Source organism: Thermobifida fusca YX (assembly GCF_000012405.1).
GTDB classification, from domain to species: Bacteria; Actinomycetota; Actinomycetes; order Streptosporangiales; family Streptosporangiaceae; genus Thermobifida; species Thermobifida fusca.
In genome coordinates this window covers 182,083-207,251 of sequence record NC_007333.1, presented here as the reverse complement: position 1 = coordinate 207,251, position 25,169 = coordinate 182,083, and the positions used below count along the sequence as shown (strand labels likewise).

The following is a 25,169-nucleotide window of genomic DNA, read 5'->3' as shown; positions in this document are numbered from 1 at the left end:
GGAGTCGCGCCACCCCCTCTACAAGCACGGTGCACGACGAGTGTGCACCTTTCTGTTTCCGCAGCGGGGGGTTTCATGCGTTCCGTCGGGGTTTTCTCCAGGTCAGATGAGCTTCGGCTGCGTGCCAGGGACGGGAACCAGAGGCCATGCCCGGGTGACCCTCTCCGGACTCAGTCCTTTCCTGCGGAGGAACGCCGCCAAAGACTCGGCCTGCTGGGCAGCTGCGGTCACCTGCAGTTCGTGGAGCTCCCGAGGGGACAGGGCAGCCACGTGCGCCGCGGCGTGCCCGATCCCCCGGGCCACTGCTGCAGCTGCTACCGCGTCCGCGCTCGCCTCATGTGAACCGTCGTACGGGACCCCGTAGTGGGCGCAGAGCGCTTCCAGAGTGCGTTTCCCCCTGCGGTAGCGGTCGATGTGCCGGTCCAGGATCAGGGGGTCGATGACCGGGGCGACCGTGTCAAGCCGCTCCGACAGCGGCACCACCCCGTAGCGGCGGCACTCCCGGTCGAGGATGGTGAGGTCGAAGGGAGCGTTCATGATGACCAGCGGCGTTCCCGACTGGAGTACCTGCTCCAGCAGGTCGGTGATCTCCGCTACGGCAACGGGGGCGGGGATTCCGTCGGCCACCGCCAGTTCGGTGCTGATGCCGTGGATCGCCACGGCCTCGGGGGGAATCTCGACTCCGGGGTTGACGAGCCAGGTCCGCCGGGTCCGCTGGGAGCCGTCAGCAGCCGTTTCGATGATCGCGGCAGTGACGACACGGTCCTGTTCCAGGTTGATGCCGGTCGTCTCGATGTCGAAGCCGACCAGCGGGCCGAGGTGCCAACCGGGAGCGGCTGCACGGTTATCCGTCATACCGCGACTCTACTGGCCTGCACTGACGAAACCCCTGTTCACCTTGGCCAGGCGGGGGCACGCTACATACACGGGACGGTCGGTGCTGTCCCGCCCACCGCAGGAACCAATCCCAGGGGGAGTCATGCACGTCGGGATTCAAGAGGCGCTCCGCCAGCTCCAGCAGGCGATCCACGACGCTCGAGTGTCGTTTGACTGTATTGCGCTGGAGGACTTGGAGCGCGCCCACATCCACGCGATTACCGCCCGGACTGCGCTCGACGCTGCGGAAAACGCCATCCGGACTGCCTTGGACGAGCAACAACGCCCTGAGGCGTCTACCGACGACAGCAGCCCCTCCTGACCCTCGAGCACGCTGAATCGGAATAAGAGACCGGCCCTGGGCACTGGAGGACCTCCAGTGCCCAGGGCCTCACGCACCGGCAAGGCCGATCAGCCCCATGCCAGCACCATCTCCTCGGGGTCTTCCAGGATAGTGGCGACGTCGCGCAGCACTTTCGATCCCAGTTCCCCGTCGACCAGCCGGTGGTCGAAGGAGAGCGACAGTGTCGTCACTTTGCGGATCTTGATCTTGCCCTTGTGCACCCACGGCATGTCGCGGATCTGCCCCAGGGCCAGGATCGCAGCCTCTCCCCGGTTGAGGATGGGGGTTCCGCCGTCGATCCCGAAGACGCCGATGTTGGTGATGGTGATGGTGCCGCCGGTCAAGTCCGCGGGGGCGGTCTGTCCCGCCCGCGCCTTCTCGGTGAGGTCGGTCAACGCCCGCGCCAAGTCAGGCAGCGGCAGCCGGTCGGCCTCCTTGATGTTGGGCACCACCAGGCCCCGATCCGTGGCCGCCGCGATGCCCAGGTTCACGTAGTGTTTGACGACGACTTCCTGGTTGGCCTCGTCCCAGGACGCGTTGATCCGCGGGTGCCGCCGCACCGCGATAAGCAGTGCCCGGGCGACCAGCAGCAGCGGGGAGACCTTCACGTCCGCGAACTCCGGCCGCTGTCGGAGCTTCTGCACGACCTTCACGGTCTTGGTGACGTCCACCTGCAGAAACTCGGTGACGTGCGGTGCGGTGAACGCGCTGTCGACCATCGCCGCCGCCATGTGCTTGAGCACCCCCTTGACCGGGATGCGCTCTTCCCGCACGTCCCGCTCGGGAGCAGGCGACGCAGCCGGTGCGGGCGCCGCCGGCTCGGGCACGCGGGGCGCTGAGGGCTGCGGCTGGTTCTGCTCGGCGTGGCGCCGCACATCGTCTCGGGTGATGACCCCGTTCGGCCCGCTGGGCACGACCGTACGCAGGTCCACCCCCAGGTCTTTCGCCAGTTTGCGCACTGGAGGCTTGGCGAGCACCACGGTGCGCTGGCCGACGGTCTGCGCCGGCACGGCCGAAGGGGTGCGGCGGCGGGCCCGGCGCTTGGTGGCCCCGCTTTTGACGCCGTAGCCGACGAGGACCGGTTCCCGCTTCTCCTCCGCTGGCGGTTCCGCCGGGGCTGCGGCGGGAGCAGGCTCAGGCCGCGGCTCGCCCGCGGCACCGCCGGTGTCCACCGCGATGATCGGAGTTCCGACCGGGACGGTCTCCCCGGCCTCGACCAGCAGCGCCTCGACGCGACCCGCAAACGGGCTGGGGAGTTCCACGACGGCCTTGGCCGTTTCGATCTCGCAGATGACCTGGTTGACGTCAACCTGGTCCCCTGGCTGCACGTGCCAGGTGAGGATCTCGGCCTCGGTGAGGCCTTCGCCCACGTCGGGCAGCACAAACTGTTGGATTCCTTGGTGAGTCATGCCCAGCCCTCTAGTACGCGAACGTGCGGTCGACACCGTCGAGGACCCGGTCCAGGTCCGGGAGGTAGTACTCCTCCAACCGGGACGGCGGATAGGGGGTGTCGAATCCGCCGACGCGAATGACCGGGGCTTCCAGGTGGTAGAAGCAGGCCTCGGTGACCCGGGCAGCGATTTCCGCGCCCAGTCCGCTGGTCACCGGGGCTTCGTGGGTGACGACGAGCCGTCCGGTGCGGCGGACCGACTCGTAGACGGTGTCGTAGTCCACGGGAGAGAGCGACCGCAGGTCGATGACCTCGATGGACCGCTCGGTGTCCGCTTCAGCGGCGTGGAGCGCGACCTTGACCATCGGCCCGTAGGCCACCAGGGTCACGTCGGTACCGGGGCGGACGATCCGCGCTTCCCCCATCGGGGTGGCGGTGTCCACGCTGCCGTCCGTGCGGACGGGGGCCTTGTCCCAGTAGCGGCGTTTCGGTTCGAGGAAGACCACCGGGTCCGGGCAGGCGATGGCCTGCTGGATCATCCAGTAGGCGTCCTCGGGGGTGGCTACGGTGACCACCCGCAGGCCGGCAGTGTGGGTGAAGTAGGCCTCGGGCGACTCACTGTGGTGTTCCACCGCACCGATCCCGCCGCCGTAGGGGATGCGGATCACGACGGGGAGGCTCAGCCGTCCCTCGGAGCGGGCCCGCAGTTTCGCGAGCTGGGTGAAGGTCTGGTCGGCGGCGGGGAAGAAGAACCCGTCGAACTGGATCTCGCAGACCGGGCGGTAGCCGCGGAGCGCCAGGCCGATCGCGGTGCCGATGATGCCGGATTCTGCGAGCGGGGTGTCAATGACCCGGTCTGCGCCGAAGTCCTTGTACAGGCCGTCGGTGACGCGGAAGACCCCGCCGAGCCGTCCGACGTCCTCCCCCATCACCAGGACTTTCGGGTCGTTCTCCATGGCGCGGCGCAGTCCCGCGTTGATGGCCTTGCCCAGGGTGAGTTCGGTTCCGCTCATCGGGCCGCTCCCTCCGCCCCCTCAAACGACGCCAGGTAGTCCGCGAATTCGGCGCGCTGCCGGTCGAGCTCGCGGTGCGGTTCCGCGTAGACCTCGCGGAAGATGTCCAGCGGTGCAGGGTCGGGCAGGGCGCGGCATTCGGCGCGGACCTGCTCCCCGAGCTTCTCCGCCTCGGCTTCTACCGCGTCGAAGAAGCCGTCGTCGGCTTTGCCTTCGCGGACCAGGTAGGCCCGCAGCCGGGCGATGGGGTCCTTGCGGCGCCACTCTTCGATCTCTGCGGACGTCCGGTAGCGGGTGGGGTCGTCGGAGGTGGTGTGCGCGCCCATCCGGTAGGTGAACGCTTCGATCAGGGTGGGGCCTTGCCCTTCGCGGGCGTGCTGCAAGGCTTTGCGGGTCACCGCCAGGCAGGCGAAGACGTCGTTGCCGTCCACGCGAATCCCGGGGAAGCCGAAGCCGGCTGCCCGCTGGTAGATCGGCGCTTTGCTCTGGCGGTCGTTGGGCTCGGAGATGGCCCACTGGTTGTTCTGGCAGAAGAACACGACCGGGGCATTGTTGACCGCGGCGTAGTTGAAGGCTTCGTTGGTGTCGCCCTGGCTGGTGGCTCCGTCGCCGAAGTAGGTGATGACAGCGGTGCCGTCTTCACCGAGTGCCCCGTCCCGCTGCACACCCATCGCATACCCGGTGGCGTGCAGCGTCTGGCTGCCGATGACGATCGTGTAGAGGTGGAAGTTGTGCTCGTACGGGTCCCAGCCCCCGTTGGTGACGCCGCGGAACATGGCCAGTAGGTCCCGGGGGCGGACTCCCCGGCACCAGGCCACCCCGTGCTCCCGGTAGGACGGGAAGGCCATGTCTTGCGGTTCGAGGGCGCGGGCTGAACCGATCTGCGCGGCCTCCTGGCCCAGGAGGGAGGCCCACAGGCCCAGTTCGCCTTGGCGTTGCAGGGCCACGGCTTCGGCGTCGAGGCGCCGCACGAGGACGAGGTCGCGGTAGAGGTCGCGGACCTGTGCCGTGGCGGGTTCGAACGGGTAGTCAGGGTGCGGGACGTACTCTCCGTCGGGGGTCAAGAGCTGGATCAGCTCAGGCTCTTCACGAACGGTGCTGTCGGACACCTGTCGCTCCTCGGTCTCGGGGCCGACTGACGGGGTACCGCTGGTCGGCCTGTTGCCTGCCCGACCCGTCCCGGGGTAACGGGTGGGGTCGAACAGCCCTACCACCCATCGTGACAGATATCACTATGGGCAGCGCAAGACCCTGCGACACCTCACGTCGTCCGACTCATCATCCCGCAGAAAAAGAAAAACCCCAAGTACCAGGACTTCCTAGAAAATACAAGGGGTTCCAAGTAAAAATTAGGCCACCCTAGTACTTTTTCTCCGCCGCCGTCGGAGAAGACAGACCGCACTGCCGCGCATCAGCGCAGCATGCTTCAGCCACCGGGTGCCCAGGAGGGTGCGCGGGCGTGCAGGGGACCGGGCACGCGGTCAGTCCGCGTACAGGCCACGCTCCTTGGCGTAGTCCGCGAGCAGCACGCGAAGCTGCCGGCGTGCCCGGTGCAGCCGCGACATCACCGTTCCCAACGGGGTGTCCATCTGCTCCGCCACTTCCTTGTAGGAGAAGCCCTCGACATCGATCAGGTAGATGACCATGCGGAACTCTTCCGGCAGCTGGGCGAGCGCGGTGCGTATCGCGGAATCCGGCAGCCGGTCGAGGACTTCGGCCTCCGCCGACCGCGACCCGGTGGACGAGTGCGCGTCGGCCGCCGCCAACTGCCAGTCCTTGATCTCGTCGGTGACTTCCTGGCGCGGCTCCCGCTGCTTCTTGCGGTAGCCGTTGATGAAGGTGTTGGTGAGAATCCGGTAGAGCCAGGCGCGCAGGTTCGTGCCCGCACGGAACTGGTGGAAGTTAGCGAACGCCTTGGTGAAGGTCTCTTGAACCAAGTCTTCGGCATCCGCCGAATTCCTCGTCATCCGCAGGGCTGCCGGGTAGAGCTGGTCGGCGTACGGCCTGACTGCCTCTGCAAAGTCGAGACCCTCCGCAGTGACGGTGGTCTCTGCGGGACGGTCGAGTTCAATGGTCGCCAAAATTTCCCCCTCAGGACGACCGGGGATACTGCTACTTGGTGAGACGCATGCCAAGTCGATTCACGATGCATAGTCATGAGGTGATTAAGGACACGAATCCCCCTCTCCGGGTGTGGTTTACAGCAAGGGTCGGGTAAAAAGAAGAATTTTGCTTTCGTCTCTTCCAAAGTGATCCGCGGCGTCGCCACCGCCGCGACGCCCCGGAAGGCCTTATCCGTAGCGGCCCGGGACGTTACGGTTCCGCTTCCCCACACGGCGCGTCGCACACATCACCGGCCTCGGGAACAGCCGGTTTCCTCCCCGCGTGGCCGGTACCGTACGCTCTGGACTGTCCGGCTGGCGCCGAGCCGCGGCCAGGCCCCTGGCTGCGCTCGCCCCGGCCCTGCGTCCCGTGTCCGCCTGGACACCAGCGACGTCGTCACCACCGGTGCGGTACAACTCTGGAGGACCCCGTGGCCCGCGTCATCGTCGATGTCATGCTCAAGCCCGAGATCCTGGACCCCCAGGGCCAGGCCATCCTGGGCGCCTGCGAACGGCTTGGCTTCTCCGGGGTGACCCAAGTCCGTCAGGGCAAGCGCTTCGAGATCGACCTCGAGGGCGAAGCCGACGAGGCCCGTCTCGCCGAAATCCGCAAGCTCGCCGAGACCCTGCTCGCCAACCCGGTTATCGAGGATTTCTCACTCCGCGTAGAGTAATGAAGCACCACGAGGCCCCATAACCGGGGCCCGTCCGAAATCGCGCGGTTTCGCGTGAATAGCCTCGGGAAGGTTTTTAACGGTACCGAGGCTCGGGGGGCTGACTCTGATGGAAAGGCGATTCCAGGTCGCACTGCCGAGGGCGGCGTACACGGTCCCCGTTCTGCGTAGCTTCCTAGGCTGTGCCCTGCACGTCCACGGTGTCTGCCCCGAATGCCAGCGCGACATCCTGGTGGCGGCCTCGGAAGCCTGCGCGAATGTGATCGACCACGGCGCTCCGGCATCCGACTACCAGGTCTCGGTCAGCATTGAGCAGGCCTGCTGCGTCATCCGCATCACTCATAACGGCCGGCATTTCACTCCGACGATCGCCCCGCCCCGCCCTGCTCCAGATTCTGAGTCAGGTCGGGGTATTTTCCTCATGCACGCCCTCATGGACGAGGTCGTGTTCGACGTCGAGCCCGACGGGCGGACCACGGTACTGCTCGTCAAACGGCTCTGCCTGCTGCCGGCGGCGAAACGCCCGCTCACCCCGGCCGTGGCCAGCGGGTGAGGCAGCCGCCCGCCCTGCTGACCTTCCCGGCCTTCGGGACATCCACCTCGCTTCGGGGGCGAGGCGGCGATACCATCCGGGACCATGAGCGACCACCACGCACACCCCCGTACCGCCCTCATCACCGGCGCGTCCACGGGAATCGGAGAAGAATACGCCCGGTAACTGGCCGAACGCGGCTACTCTCTGGTGCTGGTGGCGCGCAGTGCCGACCGGCTCGCCGCGCTCGCCGCGGAGCTCACCGACCGCTACGGCGTGCCCGCGCAGTGCCTGCCCGCCGATCTCACCGACGACAAGGACCTCGCCACGGTCGAAGAGCGGCTGCGAGTCACCGGTGACACCGCTGACGCCCCGATCGACCTGCTGGTCAACAATGCCGGACAGGCGCACGGCGGCGATTTCGCGACGATTCCGGTCAGCGCGATCGAGGACACGCTCGCACTGAACATCCGTGCGCTCACCCGGCTGGCGCACGCGGTACTCCCCGTGCAGATCGAACGGGCCCGCCAGCTCCGCGAGGCAGGGAGCTCCCGCCCGCTCGGCATGATCAACGTGGCGTCCATGGCCGGACTGCTGCCGGCCGCTCCCGGCGGCGCGGTCTACTCCGCGTCCAAGGCCTATGTGCTCTCCCTCACCGACACGCTCGCGGTCGAAGCGGCCCGGCACGGCGTGCGGGTGACCGCGGTCCTCCCCGGCTACGTCCGCACCGATATGACCCGGTCCTTGCAGGAGAAAGGGGCGCCCGATATCGCGTTCGTCCCGCGGGAGCGCGTGGTGACCGACTCGCTGCGCGGCTGGGCTTCGGGCCGGACCCGAGTCGTGCCGGGCGCCCAGTACAAGGCGGTCAACGCCCTGCTCCATGCCCTTCCCCCAGGGCTGTTCCACGCGGTCGCAAAACGCACCAGTGCGTGACCACCCGCGGCACACCCCGGACAGCTCCCCGCAGTGTTCACTTCCGCTTCGACCGCCTCCACTTTCCGTCTCCGACCGGCTGCGCCTACCCTAGGAGAGCACGCAGTCAAGGAAAGAGATCATGAAGACCTTCGAAGAGCTGTTCACCGAGCTGTCCGAGAAGGCGCGGACCCGCCCGGCAGGATCGAGGACGGTCGCCCAACTGGACGCCGGGGTGCATGCGATCGGCAAGAAGGTCGTCGAGGAAGCGGCTGAAGTCTGGATGGCCGCCGAATACCAGAGCGACGAAGAAACCGCCGAAGAGATCTCCCAGCTCCTCTACCACGTCCAAGTTCTGATGCTGGCGCGCGGCCTCCGTCTGGAAGACGTCTACCGGCATCTCTAGGTCGGTTCCCGCGTCGTCACGCACGCGAGACCGACCTGTCCCGACGTCCCATGCCGGAATCCGTGAGCCGAGGAAGCATCCCATGACCGATCTGCTGCGCATCGCCGTGCCCAACAAGGGCCAGTTGTCCGAGCCTGCCATCGCCATGCTGCGCGAGGCCGGGTACCGCCAGCGCAAAGATTCCCGCGACCTGGTCCTGCTCGACCCCGACAACGGAGCCGAGTTCTTCTTCCTGCGCCCCAAGGACATCGCCGTCTACGTCGGTGAAGGCATCCTCCACGTGGGAATCACCGGCCGCGACATGCTCATCGACTCCGGCGCCCCCGTCGAAGAAGTGCTGGCGTTGGGCTTCGGCAATTCCACGTTCCGCTTCGCCGCGCGCAACGGCTCCTCGATGACGGTGGAAGACCTCGCTGGGAAGCGGATCGCCACCTCCTACGAAGGGCTGCTCACGTCCTATTTGAAGAAGCGCGGCATCGAAGCCCGGGTCATCCACCTCGACGGCGCTGTGGAGAGCTCGATCCAGCTGGGTGTGGCCGACGCGGTCGCTGACGTCGTGTCCACGGGCACGACCCTGCGCCAGGCCGGACTGGAGCCGTTCGGGGAGCCCATTCTGGAATCCGAGGCGGTCGTCATCCGTCGCAAAGGGGAACCGGACGACCCGAAAGTCGAGCAGTTGCTGCGCCGGCTGCGCGGTGTGCTCGTCGCCCGCGACTACGTGATGATGGACTACGACGTGCACGCCGAGCACTTGGAGGAGGCCATCGCTCTCACCCCCGGCATGGAGGGGCCCACCGTCTCGCCCCTGCACCGGGAAGGCTGGGTGGCGGTCCGGGCCATGGTGCCGCGCCGCGACGCCCAGCGGATCATGGACGACTTGTGGGAGATCGGGGCCCGCGCCATCCTCGTCACCGATATCTACGCCTGCCGACTCTGAAGCACGATGGACAGGTCCGCACAAGGAGTACCGGGGTTCTCTGACACCGCTGCGCCCGTGGTGGTCGACCGGACCCAGGGGGTCAGCGGCGGGGACCTGGTGCTGCGGCGGGTCGGCACCGACTACGAGATCATCAGCAACGGCGTGTTCCTCATGGACACCCGGGACGGCCGCTCCGAACGTGAACTGGTCCGCGCCTGCCTGCGTGTCCTGCCCGCGGACCAGACTGGACTGCGGGTCCTCGTCGGCGGGCTCGGGGTGGGATTCTCCGCGGCGGAGGCGCTGGCCAGTCCACGGGTCGCCCACGTGCGGGTGATCGAAGTGGAGCCGGCGGTCATCGCCTGGCATTCCGGTCCGCTGGGCGAGGCCGCGGGGCGTCCCACTGACGATCCGCGCTGCCAGGTGGTCTGCGCTGACCTGGTGGAATGGTTGGCTGAAACAGCGGAGACCTTCGACGCGGTGTGTCTGGACATCGACAACGGTCCCGACTGGACCGTGGTGGACAGCAACCGCCGGTTGTACAGCCCGGACGGTCTGGACCGGTTGGCGCAGCTCACCGCTCCGGGCGGGGCCTTGGCCGTGTGGAGTGCAATGCCCGCCCCCGACTTCGCCCTGCTGCTTGACCGCCGATTCGGCGCGGTCGAGGAGATCCGGGTGCCCGTGCGGCGGGGCGCTCCCGACGTGGTGTACCTGGCGCGCCCCCACGGCCCACACCGCCAGTGACCGGCGCCCTGCGGGACAACCGCGGGCTGTGGCGGCCGCTCCACGACGAAGGGTGGCGAGGATCACCGCGGTACGGCCCCCTCACCGCCCTCACCGGTCAGCCTGAGGTCTACTCCGACGCTTGGCCGTTGCCCTGCTGCTCGGCGATCTGCCGGCGCACTTCGTCCATGTCGAGGTCGCGGGCCTGCTGGATCAGGTCCTCCAGGGCCGCTTCCGGCAGCGCGCCCGGCTGGGCGTAGAGCACAGTCCGATCCCGCACGATCATGAGCGTCGGAATCGACTGGATGTTGAAGCTCGCGGCCAGCTCCTGCTGGGCCTCGGTGTCGACCTTGGCGAACACCAGGTCCTTGTGCCGTTCTGACGCCCGCTCAAAGATCGGAGCGAACATCTTGCACGGCCCGCACCAGGAGGCCCAAAAGTCGATGAGGACGAAGTCGTTCTCTTCGAGCGTCTGATTGAAGTTGTCCTTGGTCAGTTCGATAGTGGCCACAGGCTCTCCTGATCGTGGCGTCAGCAACGGTCTTCTCCCTTGTACAGCGGTTGAGGCCGCTGCTTTGTTCCGCATTCGGGGCATCGATGCGTCCACCCCTCCCCAACACTCGACAAAATCCCAGTTCAATACCGGTTTGTACGGAAAAAACGTTCGTCCGTAGATTCGTGAGGGAAGCAGTGTCACCGGGGAAGGGGGGACCGTGGGCGCACTGTCCAGAGCGAAACGGCGGGCCAACGACGGCGGGGACGGGAAAGAACCGGACTACCGTTTCACTCTCGCCAACGAGCGCACGTTCCTGGCCTGGATCCGCACCGCGCTCGCGCTGGTAGCGGGTGCGGTCGCAGTGCTGCACCTGGTTCCGCTGCGGTGGCATGGCGGCACCCAACTCTCCGTGGGGCTGGCCCTGGCCGCCCTGGCCGTGGTGATCACCTGCTACGCCCCCATCCGGTGGATGCGGGTCCAGCGGGCGATGCGGCACGACCAGCCGCTGCCGACCACCCCGCTGCCGCTGATCACAGCGCTCGGTATCGGACTGATCTGCCTGGCCGTGGTGGTGGGGAACTACCTGCCATGAGCGGCCCCCGCGAACGCGACCCGGGCTTGCAGCCGGAACGGACCCTGCTGTCCTGGCAGCGCACTCTGTTCCTGCTCGCTGTGGTGACCCTGCTGTATCTGCGGGTCCCGCCCGAGGACACGCTGGCCGGTACGGTCGGCCAGCTCATCGCGGTGGGCATCCTGTTCGGCACGTCCACCGTACTCGCCGTGCACCTGCAGAAACGCTGGCGGCAGACCGACCACGGCCGGCGTGCCGACGGCTCCTTGCGACCGCCCGCGCCCCTGGCCCGCCCGTGGGCGCTCGTCGCCGTGAGCCTCGCCGTCCTGGGGATCAGCGTGATCGCTATCGTCTCTGCTTTTCCCGCGTAACCGGCGGTGGCCCCTGGAAGTTCCAGGGGCCACCGTGGTCTCTGCCGGTCAGGCCTGCTTGGCTTCGATGATGGAGTTGATGATGTCGTCGAGGCGGCGCGTCGGCTCGTAGCCGATGAGCTTCTTGGCGAGCGACGTGTCCGGCATGCGGCGGCGCATGTCCTCGTACCCTTCGCCGTACGCCTTCTCGTACGGGATGTACTCGATCGTGCTGCTCGAACCGGTCAGTTCGATGACCCGTTCCGCCAGGCCGCGAATGGAGATCTCCTCCATACCGCCCAGGTTGACCGCCTGGTTGTAGGCGGCCGGGGTGTCCATGAGTTTCACCACGGCCGGAACCACGTCGAAGACCGAGCCGAAGCACCGCCGCTGCGTGCCGTCACCGTAGACGGTGATCGGCTCGTTGGCCAGCGCCTGGCTGACGAACCGCGGCACCACCATGCCGTAGCGTCCGGTCTGCCGCGGGCCGACGATGTTGAAGAACCGGACGATGACCGTCGGGATCCCGGTCTCCTTGCCGTAGACGTAGGCGACCAGTTCGTCCAGTCCTTTCGCCGCCGCATACGACCAGCGGCTCTTCAGCGGGGAGCCGAGGATGCGGTCGGCGTCTTCGGTGAGACCATCCGCGTCGTTCTTGCCGTACACCTCGCTCGTGGAGGCCACCATGATGCGGGCCCCGTGCCGGGCCGCGGCTTCCACCACGTTCTCGGTGCCGTGCAGGTTCACCCGCAGGGACTCCAAGGGCTTGTCCACAATGGTGTGCACCCCGACCGCGGCAGCCAGGTGGAACACGGTGTCGCAGGAGCCGACCAGCTTGTCGACCAGCGCGGTGTCCAGAATGGAGCCCTCGACGAACTCGAAGTTAGGGGCGGCAGCAAGCTGCGCCAGATTCTCCTTGGAGCCGGTGGACAGGTCATCGAGCACCGTGACCTGGTGGCCTTGGGACGTCAGGTAGTCGCACAAATGGGATCCGATAAATCCGGCGCCCCCCGTAACCAGGGCTTTCACGCTGTTTCTCCTTTGCAAAGACACGGCCGCAGAAGGGCTCGGGTGTTCCTGTTTGCTGCGTGACGGCACCGCGCCTGGAAGGTCAGGCGAGCCACCGCATCATGTGGTAGGCCTCTGCGTAGGGCACTCCGGCGTGCATGCCGCGCAGGGTGGCCAGGCTGCGCAGCGTCTCGTCGGAGCGGGTGTGCGGGTGGTCGTGGCTCTGGGTTCCGTACAGGTGCATCGCGTGGATCTTGGCGTCCACCTGCTCTTTGGTGAGTTCGACGAAGAAGTTGGGCGACGGTGCGGCGTCGTAGCGCCACTGGTCGGCGGCCTGCTCGTAGGCGAGGACCAGGCGCGGGTGGTGGCGCCGTTGGGTGTTGGACGGCCGTAGCGCGGTGTGCAGCGCTTCAGCGGTGATCTGGTGGTCCTGGTTGTAGCTGGTGCGGTGCGGCGCGATCACCGTGGTCGGTTTGAGCTTGGCGATGGACAGCGGGCTGCCGCGCTCGATCGCGTTGGTGAGCTCAAAGCGGGGCACCGCGTCCAGTTTGAGGTGGTACGCGTCACCGGGAAAGGCAAAATGCCAGTCGTCCCAGCCGTAGAATTCCGCGACTTCTTTGACTTCTTGGTAGCGCTCTTCGGCGGTGGACAGTCCTTTAGGCGAGTTGTCAGCGGTGTCCCCCACGGTCATGAACTGGATGTAGACCTCGGCCCCCGCATCCTTGGCTTTGCGCATGAGCCCTCCGCAGCCGAGCGTCTCATCGTCAGGGTGCGGTGCGAGGATGAGGATCCGCTCGCGAGACCAGTCGATCATCATTGGATGTCCTCGATTCAGTAGGGCCTGAGGCAGCACCGAGCCGCTTCAGGCAGGTCGCAGCGTTTCGGTTCTAGGGAAGAGCGTGCGGGCCGGTCAGTCGGCGATGCGCGCCTGGCGCACCAGGTCCATTCCTTCGGGGCCGACGTTGAGCAGCAGGTCTATGGCTGCCATGCGGGGCAGGAATTCCTGTCCTTTCCGGTTGTGCTGCGGGTACTCCGGGTGTTGGAAGTTCTGCCACTCGACGGCGATCCCGTACCGGTCGAACACGTCCTTGTCGAGGTAGGCGCGGGCACCATCGCCGGAGAGCATGGTGGTCGCCCCCACTTTGGCGCTGATCTGCGCGAGCAGTTCACTCTTCTGTACGGTGAACTCGCCCAGTTCGCTCGAGCGCACCATGGGAGTGGTGATTCCGAACGCGTTGAGCACGAACTCGGTGGTCGCTAGAGAAAGGTCGACCAGTTGTTCCCACCGGCGTTCGTAGATGGCTGTGATTTCAGCGCCGAACTCGTCCCAAAAAGGTGCCTTACGGTAACAGTGTTGCGCCAGTGTTCTACTGTGTTTCTCCCACCACGGTGAACTATTGTTCACCGATTTGTCCATGATCCGCTCGTCCCGGCTGCGCTGCACCACCGGAACGGTCAGCAGGACCGGACCATTCTTCGATGCCACATAGTTACGGTGCTGCCACCCTTTCCTCTCAAACTGGACATGATCGAGGACAACAAACAAGTCACAGCGGTCGATCTTGTCCAGTAGGCCCAGCCATGGCAGGTAGTGCGGCTGGTGCATGGCAACACGCACAGTCAATTCCCCTTCACGCAAACGGTCGAGCGCCGTGGTTCCTGGTTGAGGGTACGAGATTCCTCCTCCGGCCGTCCTCATTCTTGACCGGACTCAGGCTCTTTCATCGATCAAGTCATATATTCGTAACCTGAACGATAGTCACCTCCCCAATTACGACGATGTTTTGTTCGGAACAATCCATACGGTGAGGCGGTGCTCCCGGATTACCAAAGCAATGGTGCAGACTTGCGGTCGATCCACATACACAATTTTTCGTAATCCGGTTTTCGTTGATCGCCCCAGGACAACTCACCGTGCCGTTGAAACGTCCATCTAACGGTAGTTTTATGCCACCCGCTGTCACCCCAACACTCTGCGGAGGTCCCTAGTGCGCACTGCCCGTTTCATCGGGAGCTGGTTGGCGGGCCTGCTCTCGTTGGCAACCGCAGCACTTCTCTTCATGCTGTGGCTCAGGTTCGTCCTCGGCTCCGGTAACGACACCCCGGTTGCCTTCCTGCTGATCATCGGGGTAGGCCTCAACCTCATGGTCTGGTCGCTGATCGGCCTGATCAGACTGATCGATGAATGGATCCATAAACTACTCGGCCGCGATCCCTTCGGCTCCCGCCGGGAGCTTCCACGCCGTGCGAAGGCTCGGATCCGGGACGAAGACAAGCGGGTCACCTTCGCCGCCCGGTCCCGAAGCGGTGCGCGGCGCGCCCGCCGCACTCCCACCCCGGTGCTCAACCCGGACACCGGGGAATTCGAGATCCCCAAAGTCAACACCGACCCGGAGACCATTTCGCTCGCGGTCATCATCCCGGCGCACAACGAAGAACCCGTCATCGACGGCGCTATCCGTTCCGCCCTTCGACTCTTCGACCGCTGGGACATCTACGTGGTGTCGGACAGTTCGAGCGACGCCACCGCCGAAATCGCCGCCCAGACCGGTGTCAACGTCTTGGAACTGCTGACCAACCGCGGTAAGGCGGGCGCGATCGAAGCGGTCATTCAGGAATTCGACCTCATCGACAACTACGACGGTGTCGTCATCCTCGACGCCGACACCGAGCTCGACGAGAACTACGTCAAAGGCGTCCGCGACCAGTTGCGGGACCCCACGGTCGCCGCTGTCGCCGGATTCGTTGTCGCCGAGTGGAAGCCGCAGCAGCGCACCGTCATCGGCCGCCTGATCGCCGCCTACCGCGACCGGCTCTACTGGCTGATGCAGTACATGCTCCGGTTCGGCCAGACCTGGCGATTCACCAGCGTCACCTTCATCGTCCCCGGGTTTGCCAGCACCTACCGCACCAGTGTCCTGAAGCACCTGGATATCAACCCCGAGGGCCTCGTCATCGAAGACTTCAACATGACCTTCGAGGTGCACCACAAGAAGCTGGGCCGCATCTCGATGCGTCCCGACACCAAGGCCTACTCCCAGGACCCCTTCACGCTAAGCGACTACAAGAGCCAGGTGCGGCGGTGGAGCCTCGGCTTCTGGCAGACCGTGCGGCGTCACGGTATTTGGCCGAGCCTCTTCTGGTTCTCGCTGTTCTTCTACATCCTGGAGATCGTTCTGGTCGCGGCCCTGCTCCTGCTGACCGCGCTGATCTTCGTGTTCGTGCTTCCTCCGGCCCTGTTCGGGGAGGAAGTGCTCGTCGTGGAGTGGTACGCCGCAGGCTACGCCGCGGTGACCTCGGTCCTGCCGCTGAGCACGGTGGCGGTCGGCCTCTTCGTGCCGGACTACATCCTCACCTGCGTCGTCGCGATGATCCGCCGTCGGCCGAGCTACCTGTTCTACGGCCTGTTCTACCTGCCGCTGCGGCTGCTCGACTCCTACCTGATGCTCATCACCATTCCGCAAGCGTGGACGACCAAGTCCGACGGCCGGTGGAAGAGCCCCACCCGTATGCCGGTCAAGACGCCGTGACCACGGCACAGCCGGCATCCCGACCCGGGTCACGGGCGTCCAGCACAGCGCTTAGTCTCAAAGAGGAAGCGGAGAACACGGGCCCGGTTGTCCGGCGGCCTCCTGGGCGGTGCCGCCGGACAACCGGGTCCGATCACGAGGTCGAAGCCGAGGTGCCCAAGTGGAGAACAAGCGTCTTCCTCTCACGGTCTACCGTGTCCTGGCCTACGTCACTTCGACGTGGCTGCTGCTGTTGACGTTCGTGGCGATGCCCGCCAAATACCTCGTCGGGGAGACCGCCCAGTTCTCCGTGGTTCCCGCCCCCGCCGGCTTGGAGCAGTGGTTCGGTGCGGAGACTCCGCTGATGATGTACATCGCGATCCCGCACGGCTACATCTACATGGTGTTCGTGCTGTCCGTGCTGTGGCTGGCGCTCAAGCGCCGGTGGAACGCGCTCCGGACCGTCGGGGTCATGCTGTCCGGCACGATCCCGGTCGTGGGATTCTTCGTGGAACGCAAGATCGCAGCCGAGGAGCAGGCCGCGATCGACGCGGAAGAGCAGACGTCCGGTGCCGCTCAGTCGGCGACCATCTCCGCCGACGGCTGAGCCGGTTCGGCAGGGCCCTCGGCCGCCGCACCGCCGTCCTGCCGCGCCTTCCGGTGGTCGTCCAGCTCCCGCCGCATCAGGGAGACCCAGAACACGATGGCGGCCAGCCCGAACACCCACCACTGGGCGGCATAGCTGAGGTTCCGGAAGTTCCACACGATCCCCTGTGGCGGGTCCGGCGGCGGGAACTCTTCCAACGCACTCCCCGCTCCGGCGGGCGTCGGCGGACTCTGCTCCCCTAGCGTGACGTACCCCTCATAGAGCTGGTAAGGCCACTCGTTGACCAGCAGGGCGGAGGAGATCCGCGCGATCTGCCCCTCCGGGAGGATCGCCGAATAGCCGCGTGACGCCTCGTCCTGCGGCAACTGGAGCCAGCCGCGGACCGTGACCTCGCCGTCCGGCGGGGGAGGAACCTCGTCGGCGGCGTCGAGGGGGATCCACCCCCGGTTCACCGCTACCGCGACGCCGTCCTCGGTCACCAGCGGAATCACCACGGAGTACCCTTCAGCGCCGTCCGGGGACAGCGCCGGGGAGAGCAACTGGTGCTCGGCGTCGTAGGTCCCCGTCACGACCACGGCCTCGTTAGCGAGGTCCTGAGGCATGTACTCGCCGGGGCGGAGCAGCGTGCTGATATCCACCGCCGCGGCAAGATCCGCAACCGGGTTGGTCACCGTCTCACGGTCCGGCCGCTGCGCCCGTTCGTACTGCCAGTAGCCGAACAGGGTGCAGGTGAGCACCGCGAGGAGCGCGAGCAGGTGGATACCGAGCCAGCGGGGTCGCAGAAGGAGTGGGACACGCACGCTTCCAGGCTATGCGCGCTGCTGCGCGGCCGCTCAGCACCCCCGCGGCACGGCGGGAGTTGACTGTGCGCAAAGGAACGAATAGCCATCACTTTAAGTGTTCATCAGTGACTCACGGTTGTTTCAGCAGATGAGCATGGGTACTCTGGATATCACCACGGGAGAGAACCACGGCCTCCCGTGACGTAGGCCATTCCGAAGGTCGCCGGCTTCTGGGGGGAGGAGTCGGCGGCCGTTCCCTAGCGAAGGCCGCCTCCGTGCTTTGAGGGGGGACACGGGGGCGGCCTTTGCGCTGCCCTCGCCACTGGACCCCGTGATCTCGCTCTCCTTTTCCTGATGACCGACTCTTTCGTGTTGTCAGCCAATGCCCGAAAAAGGGTTTTCGGTCTTTTCGACAGAACCAACTCTTCTGTGATTTCGTTCATCTGTTCCTGTAGGTGCGTCACGTTCCAGGGAACGGGAATGTGCTCTGGCGGAACCGCCCACGGTGTGGTTCGCTGATGGAGCATGATCGTTCCAGTGGCCATTCACCTAGCCTGCCCGCTCATTCCCGGACGGTTCCCGACATGACGCGGTTTGGAGCCATCCAGTGCCCGGCGGAGTGGAGGGAGAGAACAGTCGTATGACAAGTCCGCTACGGCCTGAGGACCCCACTCGGGTCGGGGATTACGACCTTGTTGCCCGTATCGGCAAGGGCGGCCAAGGCGTGGTGTACCTCGGCAAAGCTCCCGACGGCACCCGCGTCGCCGTCAAAGTCATGGAGACCTCCTGGGCCTCCAACAGCCGAGCGCGCAGCAGGTTCGCCAAAGAGATCGAAGCGGCCTCCAAAGTCGCCCCCTTCTGCACCGCGGCGCTTTTGGACTCCGACATCAACGCGGACCCGCCCTACATCGTCAGCGAGTACATCGAAGGCCCGTCGCTCCGCGACGCCGTGCTCCGTGACGGGCCGCGGACCGGGGCCGCGCTCGACCGGCTCGCTATCTCCACCGCCACCGCCCTCGTGGCGATCCACCAGGCAGGCGTGATCCACCGCGACTTCAAACCGGCCAACGTCCTGCTGGGACCGGACGGCCCCAGGGTGATCGACTTCGGGATCGCCCGGCACTCCGAGGCCACGGTGACCGCGACCGACTCCATCGTCGGCACCCCCGCCTACATGGCCCCGGAACAGGTGGAAGGACGCGAACTCACCCCGGCCGTGGACATCTTCGCCTGGGCCGGGGTCATGGTGTTCGCCGCCACCGGACAGTCGCCCTTCCACGACGAAACCCTGCCCGCGATCATCAACCGGGTCCTCCACCAGCCGCCCCGCCTCGACGGAGTGGACGAGCGGCTCCGGCCGCTCCTGGAGGCCTGCCTCGCCAAAGAGCCGGAGCGCCGCCCCACCGCGGTGCAGGTCCTCGGTGTCCTCGTCGGCCACGACCCGGCGACACTCCCCCAGGTGCCGGTCGAAGAAGTCCTGGAAAACGGGTACACCGCGGCCCTCAACGAGCAGACGCAGATCGCGGCGACCGCTGCACTGCCGATCCCCATCGGCGACCAGGCCCCAGAACCCGCCCCCACCGCGGTGATGCCCGCGGCCGAAGACACCCCCGCCCCGGAGTCCCGCACGCCGGTGAGCGGCCTGGCCGCGCTCGCCGCGAACCGCCCCGCCGACGAGGCCCCCGCCAGCAGTCCCCCGAGCGGCCCGCTGCGTACCACGAGCGGACTCGCCGCCCTCGTCAACACGGGAGAGAACAAGCAGCCAACCGCCTCCTCTCCCGGGGAGGGCCCGCCGCGCCGGAGTGCCGGTCCCGGCCACCAGCCGCTGCCCCCGCGTTCCACACGCGAGCGGAAAACCGTCCTGTCCTGGCTTGTGGCCGCGGGGATCCTCATCATCGTCCTGGCCGGCGGCTGGTTCCTCATCGACACGTTCCTGCTCTCCCCCAACGGGCAGTCCCCCGAAGCCACCCCGGTGGACGGCACCCGCCGCGACACCCCGGCACAGGACGGCATCGACGACTCCGTCCCTTCCCCGTCCGCGATCGACCCCGACACCCCCACGAGCAGCGACACCGGCTACCCCGGCGGAGAGCTCTACCCGTCCCTGCCGTACGACGACATGTCCCAGACCGACCCCATGGAAGAGCCGCACCTCAACCCCACCATTCCCGGGGAAGGCCCCTGGCACAGTCCCCCCGCCGGGGAGGAGGCTCCCGGACAGCCCCACGGAGGCGGTGCTGAGGAAGGCGGTTCCGAAGGGGGCGAGCAGCCGGGCACCGGCGGGCCCGGGGGAAGCGGAGAAGGCGGGGCCGGCGTAGGCCGAGTGGCTGTCTCGCCGGCCGCTCCATGACCGGAACGGCCTGCTCCGTGCCGGACGCACCCGGAAAATGCCCTACGGCTCAAGGGAATGCCGGTAGGCTTTGGCTCGCTGTCCCAGGAGGTCCCAGATGGCCGTTGTCCCCCTTCAGCACCGCTTCGACGGACCGCGGACCGCACCGGTGGTGGTGCTGGTCCCCACCCTCGGCACGAAGTGGTCGATGTGGGAGCCGCAGATGCCGGAGCTCACCCGCCGCTTGCGGGTACTCCGTGTCAACCACCGCGGCCACGGCTCGTCTCCCGCTCCTCCCGGCCCCTATTCCATGCAGGAGCTCGGCGGCGACCTGCTGACCCTCCTCGACGAGTGTGACCTGGAGCAGGTGTCGTTCATCGGGATCGGTTTGGGGGCGATGGTGGCGCTGTGGGTGGCTGCCACGAACCCTTCCCGGGTCTCCCGGCTGGCATTGGTCTCCACCACGGCGTGGGCGCCCCCGCTGCCCCGTTGGCGCGACATCGGCGACCGGGTACGCCACTTCGGGATCTCCTCAGTGATCGACGAGGTCACCCGCTCCTGGTTCACGCCTGGTTTCTGCGAGCGGCGGCCCGACATTGTCACCCGGTTCACCGAAGAATTCGAGAAGATCTCGCCGGAAGGCTACGCCGGGTGCTGTGACGCCATCGCCGCCTTGGACCACCGACCGCTGGCGCGGCTAGTCCACGCACCCACCGTGGTGATCGCGGGCGCCCACGACCCGCAGACCCCGCCGGGTCACGGCCGCAGGCTCGCAGCCCTCCTCCCCCACGCCCGCTTTGAGGTCGTCAGCGGTGCCGCTCACCTCGTCAACGTGGAACGCTCCGACGTCGTCAACGAGCTGCTGCTCCAGCACCTGGACCCGCTCTCGGTCCACTGGCCTTGACTGCGGTACCGCAATAGAGACGACGCCCCGTCTCACACCGGCGGCCCTGCCGTGGCGGCAGCTCTGCGCCTACCCGTTCCGGAGGTCAAAAGGCCGTCCGCTGGCCTGTGCCGCCAGGCCCGCCATTCCGAATCCAGAAAATTCACGCCTTCGGGGATAGACGCACATCCCCTTTTTTATTTCCGGGACTACCCGGAAAGCACACCACCGGGTCTTCTGCGACAGCGGTCCGGAATATCTGCCCCGGCACAAAAACCTCGGAAACATCTTCAGTTGCTCGCGGCCGCCCGCTGAAGAATTTCCTTCTCTTCCCGCAAAACACGCGTCCGGGGTTTTCGCCGCGGCGGCCGCTTTTCCAACCTTCAACAGCGGAATGCGTCAGCGGGGAACCGCGGGCGGGCGCTCCGCCCCTGCCGCGGACCGCGCCACGCCGCCCCCACCGCGGTCGCCGGCATCACCGCTCGTAGCGGCGGCGGCGACTCACCCAGTAGACGTTCAGACACGCCGCGAGGAAACCCGCACCCAAAACGACCGCCAACGGCACGGAGTCCGCCCACACCGCGGCGAGCACCGCTCCCACCAGGAGCACCACTGCACCGAAGACAGCGAGGACCAGGCGGAACGTCAGCGCGCTCGCCGGCCGGTCGTGACTTCCCAACGGCCCTTTGAGACTTCCGCGTCGCATACTCCCCTCCACCGACGGTCGTAGCCTCGCAACGGTCTTCCCTCGGAGGGCAGAACGACGGCTATGACGACGTCCGCCCAGCGGCTACCGCACTGCTGTGGTGTACCGCAGGATGGCCCCGACGCCCTCCGCAGCGCTGTTGTCCGTCAACTCTACGAACTCGGCATCGGTGTAGGCAGCCGCCCGCAGGAGCAGGGCACTGGCCGGCGCCTGGATCGCGTTCTCGGGGTCGCTCAGCGACTCCCGGTCCACCGACACTTCCAGCGGATCGGTGCGGGAGCCCCAAATCCACGGCTCCTTCCCCAAGTCCGCTGCCAGGAGCAGCGTCTTCACTTGGGCGCGGCGCAGGGCTTCCGCGGCAGCCGCGATCCCCTGGGTCGCCCCCTCACCCCGGCTCAGCGCCGTAGTGAACTCGGCACGTTCCCGCTTCCTGGTCTCGGCCACCACGCAGTCCACCACACCGTCTGCGGCCTCCCGCAGACTGGCCAGCGCCGCCGGATCGTGCCGTCCCCCGCCGGGATGCTCCACGAGGATGTCGCGCACCCGTTCGCTCAAGTGGTCACGGAGCTTGCCGATCGCCCGCTCGTCTCCGCCGACGAACACGACCTCGGCGCCCACATGGGCAGCCGTATCCTCCACGTCTTTGGCCACTTCTTGGGCGTTGGCGTCCCACAGGTTCTCCGAGCGGCGCTGGTAGTGCTTGTGCGTCCACCCGCCGACCCGCACCTTCTGGATGTGCAGGGTGCTGCCGGAGAAACTCCGCTGGAACTCGGGTTTGTGCTGGGCAGCGGTGTAGGCGGACACATCAGCCCCTTCCCGGTCCGCCGCCACCGTCACATAGGGGATCTGGTGGTTGCGGTCGATGACCACGCCGAGAGGGTAAGCGACCGGCCACCAGACCGCGCTGTCCCGCAGCGGCGGCCGGGACAGGGTGAACGCGCCCAGCACTCTTCCCTCTGCGGCGAACAGTGCCTCCCCCTGCGGGCCGGGAACACCGGGTTCTCCCTCCGCCACTTCGTCCAACGCTTGCAGGGTCGCCTCATCGGCCCCCTGCTCGGCGAGGCGCTCCCGGGCGGCACGCCAGCGCAGCTCGATCTCTTTGAAGGCGCTCTCTGTGGTCCGAGTGGTGTCCAGGTAGACCGAGGCCACCGGAGCGGTCGTCTCGTACAACGGTCGCAAGAAACCCAGATGCATGCGCCGCGGGCCTGTTGATCGGCGGCCCGCTCACCCCCTCCGAACTCGGTGGTCAACCTTGTCCGGTTCCGCTGCCCGACTCGGGAAGGAGCATGCGCAGGGCTGGGGAAAAAGCCCGCGGTCCGCCCGGTTCGCGCCGGTGCATTGCGGGACTTCTGGGGCGTGGAACGCGTTTCCTGACCGGATGGTCGGGTAGTGCGAAGGATCCAGCCGGTTCAGGAGGTGGAAGGGAGACACCCCTCATGGAGCGCGGCAGCGATAAACACGGTCCCCGACTCGACGAGAGCCTCAAACACGAGATCGAGGGGGCACTCAAAAGCGGCGGCCCGACCCGGGCCCACGAAGACCGCGAACCGGAGCCTTTGGTTGATGACGAGGGAATCCCGGCCACCGACCGTGAGGCAATCCAGCGCAGGCAGCGGAGCGAATAAGCCGCTGCCCGGTCTGCACCCCCGCACGATCCCCGACCGCAGGCTTGGCCCGGCCCCAACTCGGCGGGGCCGGGCCGTACCACAAACTACTTGTTCCCGAAGAGCGCGGGCAGCGTCGACTCGTACGCGTCGCGCAGCTCGGCCACCTCAATGCTGATCCGCCCGGTGCGGTGGACCATGGTCAGCGCGGACCCACCGACAGTACCCAGCCTCCTGACCGGAACCCCGTGCTTGGCGCACAGGTCCACCAGGGCGGTCTCGTGCTCGGGCCGCACACTCACCACGGCGCGCGCCGCGGATTCGCTGAACAGTGCGGTGAACGCGTCATCGCCGAGGTCGACTTCGCAGCCGACGCCGCCGCGCAGGCAGGACTCGGCGAGCGCCACCGCGAGCCCGCCGTCGGAAAGGTCGTGCGCCGAAACCAGCAGTTCCGCTGCGGCGCCGTCGATGAGCACCCGGCCGAGGGCCGCCTCAGCGTCGAGGTCGATCTGGGGCGGGCGGCCGCCCAGGTGCCCGTGGATGACATCCGCCCATGCCGAACCGCCCAGTTCCAGCCGGGTCTCGCCGAGCAGGAAGACCACACTCTCGCCTTCAGCGCTGAATGCGCTGGTCACCCGCTTGTGAACGTCGTCGATGACCCCGAGCACGCCGATCACCGGAGTGGGGTTGATCGCGGTGCTCCCGGTCTGGTTGTAGAAGCTGACGTTGCCGCCGGTCACCGGAGTGCCGAGCGCCTGACAGGCGTCCGCCAGGCCGCGGGTAGCTTCGGCGAACTGCCACATCACCCCCGGGTCCTCAGGAGAGCCGAAGTTGAGGCAGTTGGTGACGGCGAGAGGGCGGGCCCCCGTGGCCGCGACGTTGCGGTACGCCTCGGCGTAGGCGAGCTGGGTACCGACGTAGGGGTCGAGACGGGTGTAGCGGCCGTTGCCGTCGGTGGCCAGCGCCACCCCGCGGTCGGTGTCCTCGGCGATCCGGATCATGCCGCTGTCGTGCGGCATGGCCAGGACCGTGTTCCCCATCACGTACCGGTCGTACTGGTCTGTGATCCAGCTCGAGTCGCAGATGCCGGGGGCGGCCAGCACTCGCAGCACCTGGTCGCGGAGCTCTTCGTCGCTGCTGGGGCGGGGCAGTGCCGCAGGGTCGTCGGCGAGCAGGGCGTCCTGGTCGGCGGGCCGCTCAATCGGCCGGTGGTACACCGGCCCCTGGTCGGCAGCGGTCCGGGGCGGCAGGTCCACGATCGTCTCCCCGCGCCAGGTCATGACGAGGCGTCCACCCCGCGCCTCTTCCTCTGGGGTGACGTCGGTCACTTCGCCGATCACGCTGGCGAGAATGTCCCACTTGGCGCAGACGGCGAGGAACTCGTCGAGCTTGTCGGGCTCGACGATCGCCATCATCCGCTCCTGCGACTCGCTCATCAGGATTTCCTCGGGGGTGAGCCGAGGGTCGCGGAGCGGGACCCGGTCCAGTTCGATCCGCATGCCGCCGGTGCCTCCCGCCGCGAGTTCGGTGGTCGCGCAGGACACGCCCGCGGCACCCAGGTCCTGGATGCCGACGACGAGGTCTTTGGCGTACAGCTCCATGCAGCATTCGATGAGGAGCTTCTCCAGGAACGGGTCGCCGACCTGGACACTGGGCCGCTTGGCCTGGCTTTCCTCGTCGAAGCTCGCGCTGGCGAGGACGGACGCGCCGCCGATACCGTCGGGGCCGGTGGCCGCGCCGAACAGCACGACGTGGTTGCCCGGTCCGGACGCCTGGGCGAGCTTGATGTTCTCGTGCTTGAGCACGCCCACGCAGAGGGCGTTGACCAGCGGGTTGCTGGCGTATCCCGCGTCGAAGCCGACCTCACCGCCGATGTTGGGAAGCCCCAGGCAGTTGCCGTAGGAGGAGATCCCGGAGACAACCCCGGGCAGCACCCGCTGGGTGTCGGGGGCGTCGGCGGGCCCGAACCGCAGCGAGTCCATCACCGCGACCGGGCGGGCACCCATGGAGAGGATGTCGCGCACGATACCGCCGACACCGGTCGCCGCCCCCTGGTGCGGCTCCACGTAGGAGGGGTGGTTGTGCGACTCGATCTTGAAGGTGACCGCGTAGCCGTCGCCGACGTCCACCACGCCCGCGTTCTCGCCGATCCCGACGAGCAGCACGTCGGTGTCGGGCGCTTTCTCCCCGAACTGGCGGAGGTGGACTTTGGAACTCTTGTAGGAGCAGTGCTCGCTCCACATGACCGAGTAGATGGCCAACTCGGCGGAGGTGGGACGGCGGCCGAGGATCTCCCGGACCCGCGCGTACTCCTCGTCCTTCATACCGAGTTCGGTGTAGGGCTGCGGGAGGTCCGGGGTGGCCGCGGCCTTGGCGACAGTATCGAACCTGGGCTCTTCAGACATACGGGCTGTTTCCGTTCGGGAAGTGGAGCGGA

General features: G+C 67.1%; 27 protein-coding genes. 14 read left to right on the top strand and 13 right to left on the bottom strand.

Going from position 1 to position 25,169, the window contains the following annotated elements; translation table 11 throughout:
- Positions 1-102: 102 nt before the first annotated feature.
- A complete protein-coding gene (locus tag TFU_RS00910; RefSeq protein WP_011290630.1) occupies positions 103-855 on the bottom strand; it encodes a 3'-5' exonuclease in 753 nt (250 codons plus the stop codon).
- A gap of 124 nt (positions 856-979) precedes the next feature.
- Here TFU_RS00910 and TFU_RS00905 point away from each other — a divergent pair, with 124 nt between their 5' ends.
- Positions 980-1,198, top strand: a complete 219-nt coding sequence (locus TFU_RS00905; protein WP_016188046.1) for a hypothetical protein — start codon at positions 980-982, stop codon at positions 1,196-1,198.
- An 89-nt stretch (positions 1,199-1,287) separates the two neighbouring features.
- Here the strand turns inward: TFU_RS00905 and TFU_RS00900 are convergent, their stop codons facing one another.
- From TFU_RS00900 to TFU_RS00885, 4 genes are all read right to left on the bottom strand, one after another.
- Positions 1,288-2,628, bottom strand: coding sequence for a dihydrolipoamide acetyltransferase family protein (locus TFU_RS00900; RefSeq protein WP_011290629.1), 1,341 nt, complete (start codon positions 2,626-2,628; stop codon positions 1,288-1,290).
- A gap of 10 nt (positions 2,629-2,638) precedes the next feature.
- Complete coding sequence (locus TFU_RS00895) at positions 2,639-3,622, bottom strand: alpha-ketoacid dehydrogenase subunit beta (RefSeq protein ID WP_011290628.1); 984 nt, start codon at positions 3,620-3,622, stop codon at positions 2,639-2,641.
- Positions 3,619-4,731 (bottom strand): pyruvate dehydrogenase (acetyl-transferring) E1 component subunit alpha, encoded by a 1,113-nt coding sequence (gene pdhA, locus TFU_RS00890; RefSeq protein ID WP_016188044.1) that lies wholly within the window; start codon positions 4,729-4,731, stop codon positions 3,619-3,621. Before pdhA ends, TFU_RS00895 begins: the two co-directional genes overlap by 4 nt.
- 372 nt (positions 4,732-5,103) lie before the next feature.
- The gene (locus TFU_RS00885; protein WP_011290626.1) at positions 5,104-5,703 is read right to left on the bottom strand and encodes a sigma-70 family RNA polymerase sigma factor; all 600 of its coding nucleotides are present in this window, start codon (positions 5,701-5,703) and stop codon (positions 5,104-5,106) included.
- A 452-nt stretch (positions 5,704-6,155) separates the two neighbouring features.
- Here TFU_RS00885 and purS point away from each other — a divergent pair, with 452 nt between their 5' ends.
- From purS to TFU_RS00855, 6 genes are all read left to right on the top strand, one after another.
- Complete coding sequence (gene purS / locus TFU_RS00880) at positions 6,156-6,398, top strand: phosphoribosylformylglycinamidine synthase subunit PurS (RefSeq protein WP_011290625.1); 243 nt, start codon at positions 6,156-6,158, stop codon at positions 6,396-6,398.
- A 109-nt stretch (positions 6,399-6,507) separates the two neighbouring features.
- Positions 6,508-6,951: an ATP-binding protein gene (locus tag TFU_RS00875; RefSeq protein WP_011290624.1), complete on the top strand. Its 444-nt coding sequence runs from the start codon at positions 6,508-6,510 to the stop codon at positions 6,949-6,951.
- 165 nt (positions 6,952-7,116) lie between these two features.
- Complete coding sequence (locus TFU_RS00870; RefSeq protein WP_370492644.1) at positions 7,117-7,863, top strand: SDR family NAD(P)-dependent oxidoreductase; 747 nt, start codon at positions 7,117-7,119, stop codon at positions 7,861-7,863.
- A gap of 121 nt (positions 7,864-7,984) precedes the next feature.
- The gene (locus TFU_RS00865) at positions 7,985-8,248 is read left to right on the top strand and encodes a phosphoribosyl-ATP diphosphatase (protein ID WP_011290622.1); all 264 of its coding nucleotides are present in this window, start codon (positions 7,985-7,987) and stop codon (positions 8,246-8,248) included.
- 82 nt (positions 8,249-8,330) lie between these two features.
- The gene (gene hisG, locus TFU_RS00860; protein WP_011290621.1) at positions 8,331-9,185 is read left to right on the top strand and encodes an ATP phosphoribosyltransferase; all 855 of its coding nucleotides are present in this window, start codon (positions 8,331-8,333) and stop codon (positions 9,183-9,185) included.
- Between the two features lie 6 nt (positions 9,186-9,191).
- Positions 9,192-9,908: a spermidine synthase gene (locus TFU_RS00855; protein WP_011290620.1), complete on the top strand. Its 717-nt coding sequence runs from the start codon at positions 9,192-9,194 to the stop codon at positions 9,906-9,908.
- 109 nt (positions 9,909-10,017) lie between these two features.
- Here TFU_RS00855 and trxA read toward each other — a convergent pair whose 3' ends face one another.
- Positions 10,018-10,398: a thioredoxin gene (gene trxA, locus TFU_RS00850; protein ID WP_016188041.1), complete on the bottom strand. Its 381-nt coding sequence runs from the start codon at positions 10,396-10,398 to the stop codon at positions 10,018-10,020.
- 202 nt (positions 10,399-10,600) lie between these two features.
- On the opposite strand from trxA, the gene TFU_RS00845 reads away from it, so the two are divergent.
- Positions 10,601-10,975: a YidH family protein gene (locus TFU_RS00845; protein WP_011290618.1), complete on the top strand. Its 375-nt coding sequence runs from the start codon at positions 10,601-10,603 to the stop codon at positions 10,973-10,975.
- Positions 10,972-11,325 (top strand): DUF202 domain-containing protein, encoded by a 354-nt coding sequence (locus TFU_RS00840; RefSeq protein ID WP_011290617.1) that lies wholly within the window; start codon positions 10,972-10,974, stop codon positions 11,323-11,325. Before TFU_RS00845 ends, TFU_RS00840 begins: the two co-directional genes overlap by 4 nt.
- 48 nt (positions 11,326-11,373) lie before the next feature.
- On the opposite strand, the gene TFU_RS00835 is transcribed toward TFU_RS00840, so the two are convergent.
- The 3 genes from TFU_RS00835 to TFU_RS00825 all read right to left on the bottom strand — a co-directional run bounded on the left by TFU_RS00835 (position 11,374) and on the right by TFU_RS00825 (position 13,930).
- Positions 11,374-12,333, bottom strand: coding sequence for an NAD-dependent epimerase/dehydratase family protein (locus tag TFU_RS00835; protein ID WP_011290616.1), 960 nt, complete (start codon positions 12,331-12,333; stop codon positions 11,374-11,376).
- Positions 12,334-12,415: 82 nt separating this feature from the next.
- A complete protein-coding gene (locus TFU_RS00830; protein ID WP_011290615.1) occupies positions 12,416-13,129 on the bottom strand; it encodes a PIG-L deacetylase family protein in 714 nt (237 codons plus the stop codon).
- Positions 13,130-13,222: 93 nt separating this feature from the next.
- Entirely contained in the window at positions 13,223-13,930 is a 708-nt protein-coding gene (locus TFU_RS00825) for a WbqC family protein (RefSeq protein ID WP_038043096.1), read from the bottom strand.
- A gap of 370 nt (positions 13,931-14,300) precedes the next feature.
- Here TFU_RS00825 and TFU_RS00820 point away from each other — a divergent pair, with 370 nt between their 5' ends.
- Entirely contained in the window at positions 14,301-15,842 is a 1,542-nt protein-coding gene (locus tag TFU_RS00820; protein WP_011290613.1) for a glycosyltransferase, read from the top strand.
- A gap of 160 nt (positions 15,843-16,002) precedes the next feature.
- The gene (locus TFU_RS00815) at positions 16,003-16,428 is read left to right on the top strand and encodes a DUF3817 domain-containing protein (protein WP_011290612.1); all 426 of its coding nucleotides are present in this window, start codon (positions 16,003-16,005) and stop codon (positions 16,426-16,428) included.
- Here the strand turns inward: TFU_RS00815 and TFU_RS00810 are convergent.
- The gene (locus TFU_RS00810) at positions 16,398-17,228 is read right to left on the bottom strand and encodes an SURF1 family protein (protein WP_011290611.1); all 831 of its coding nucleotides are present in this window, start codon (positions 17,226-17,228) and stop codon (positions 16,398-16,400) included. The two genes, TFU_RS00815 and TFU_RS00810, sit on opposite strands and share 31 nt — an antisense overlap.
- A gap of 622 nt (positions 17,229-17,850) precedes the next feature.
- Here TFU_RS00810 and TFU_RS00805 point away from each other — a divergent pair.
- Together TFU_RS00805 and TFU_RS00800 are read left to right on the top strand one after the other, a co-directional pair.
- On the top strand, positions 17,851-19,560 hold the full coding sequence (locus tag TFU_RS00805; protein ID WP_011290610.1) for a serine/threonine-protein kinase: 1,710 nt from the start codon (positions 17,851-17,853) through the stop codon (positions 19,558-19,560).
- Between the two features lie 97 nt (positions 19,561-19,657).
- Positions 19,658-20,443, top strand: a complete 786-nt coding sequence (locus TFU_RS00800) for an alpha/beta fold hydrolase (protein ID WP_011290609.1) — start codon at positions 19,658-19,660, stop codon at positions 20,441-20,443.
- A 454-nt stretch (positions 20,444-20,897) separates the two neighbouring features.
- Here the strand turns inward: TFU_RS00800 and TFU_RS00795 are convergent, their stop codons facing one another.
- Together TFU_RS00795 and TFU_RS00790 are read right to left on the bottom strand one after the other, a co-directional pair.
- Positions 20,898-21,128: a hypothetical protein gene (locus tag TFU_RS00795; RefSeq protein ID WP_011290608.1), complete on the bottom strand. Its 231-nt coding sequence runs from the start codon at positions 21,126-21,128 to the stop codon at positions 20,898-20,900.
- Between the two features lie 84 nt (positions 21,129-21,212).
- On the bottom strand, positions 21,213-22,307 hold the full coding sequence (locus TFU_RS00790) for a Vms1/Ankzf1 family peptidyl-tRNA hydrolase (protein WP_227480979.1): 1,095 nt from the start codon (positions 22,305-22,307) through the stop codon (positions 21,213-21,215).
- Between the two features lie 257 nt (positions 22,308-22,564).
- On the opposite strand from TFU_RS00790, the gene TFU_RS00785 reads away from it, so the two are divergent.
- On the top strand, positions 22,565-22,753 hold the full coding sequence (locus TFU_RS00785) for a hypothetical protein (RefSeq protein ID WP_016188038.1): 189 nt from the start codon (positions 22,565-22,567) through the stop codon (positions 22,751-22,753).
- A gap of 86 nt (positions 22,754-22,839) precedes the next feature.
- On the opposite strand, the gene purL is transcribed toward TFU_RS00785, so the two are convergent.
- Complete coding sequence (gene purL / locus TFU_RS00780; protein WP_011290605.1) at positions 22,840-25,137, bottom strand: phosphoribosylformylglycinamidine synthase subunit PurL; 2,298 nt, start codon at positions 25,135-25,137, stop codon at positions 22,840-22,842.
- Positions 25,138-25,169 lie beyond the last annotated feature (32 nt).

Excerpts from the sequence above, each read along its gene's own strand:
- TFU_RS00855 (WP_011290620.1), top strand. The coding sequence starts at position 9,192 with ATGGACAGGTCCGCACAAGGAGTACCGGGGTTCTCTGACACCGCTGCG.
- TFU_RS00800 (WP_011290609.1), top strand. The coding sequence starts at position 19,658 with ATGGCCGTTGTCCCCCTTCAGCACCGCTTCGACGGACCGCGGACCGCA.
- TFU_RS00900 (WP_011290629.1), bottom strand. The coding sequence starts at position 2,628 with ATGACTCACCAAGGAATCCAACAGTTTGTGCTGCCCGACGTGGGCGAA.
- TFU_RS00905 (WP_016188046.1), top strand. The coding sequence starts at position 980 with ATGCACGTCGGGATTCAAGAGGCGCTCCGCCAGCTCCAGCAGGCGATC.
- TFU_RS00785 (WP_016188038.1), top strand. The coding sequence starts at position 22,565 with ATGGAGCGCGGCAGCGATAAACACGGTCCCCGACTCGACGAGAGCCTC.
- TFU_RS00895 (WP_011290628.1), bottom strand. The coding sequence starts at position 3,622 with ATGAGCGGAACCGAACTCACCCTGGGCAAGGCCATCAACGCGGGACTG.
- TFU_RS00910 (WP_011290630.1), bottom strand. The coding sequence starts at position 855 with ATGACGGATAACCGTGCAGCCGCTCCCGGTTGGCACCTCGGCCCGCTG.
- TFU_RS00865 (WP_011290622.1), top strand. The coding sequence starts at position 7,985 with ATGAAGACCTTCGAAGAGCTGTTCACCGAGCTGTCCGAGAAGGCGCGG.
- TFU_RS00840 (WP_011290617.1), top strand. The coding sequence starts at position 10,972 with ATGAGCGGCCCCCGCGAACGCGACCCGGGCTTGCAGCCGGAACGGACC.
- TFU_RS00875 (WP_011290624.1), top strand. The coding sequence starts at position 6,508 with ATGGAAAGGCGATTCCAGGTCGCACTGCCGAGGGCGGCGTACACGGTC.
- purL (WP_011290605.1), bottom strand. The coding sequence starts at position 25,137 with ATGTCTGAAGAGCCCAGGTTCGATACTGTCGCCAAGGCCGCGGCCACC.
- TFU_RS00830 (WP_011290615.1), bottom strand. The coding sequence starts at position 13,129 with ATGATGATCGACTGGTCTCGCGAGCGGATCCTCATCCTCGCACCGCAC.
- TFU_RS00795 (WP_011290608.1), bottom strand. The coding sequence starts at position 21,128 with ATGCGACGCGGAAGTCTCAAAGGGCCGTTGGGAAGTCACGACCGGCCG.
- TFU_RS00805 (WP_011290610.1), top strand. The coding sequence starts at position 17,851 with ATGACAAGTCCGCTACGGCCTGAGGACCCCACTCGGGTCGGGGATTAC.
- hisG (WP_011290621.1), top strand. The coding sequence starts at position 8,331 with ATGACCGATCTGCTGCGCATCGCCGTGCCCAACAAGGGCCAGTTGTCC.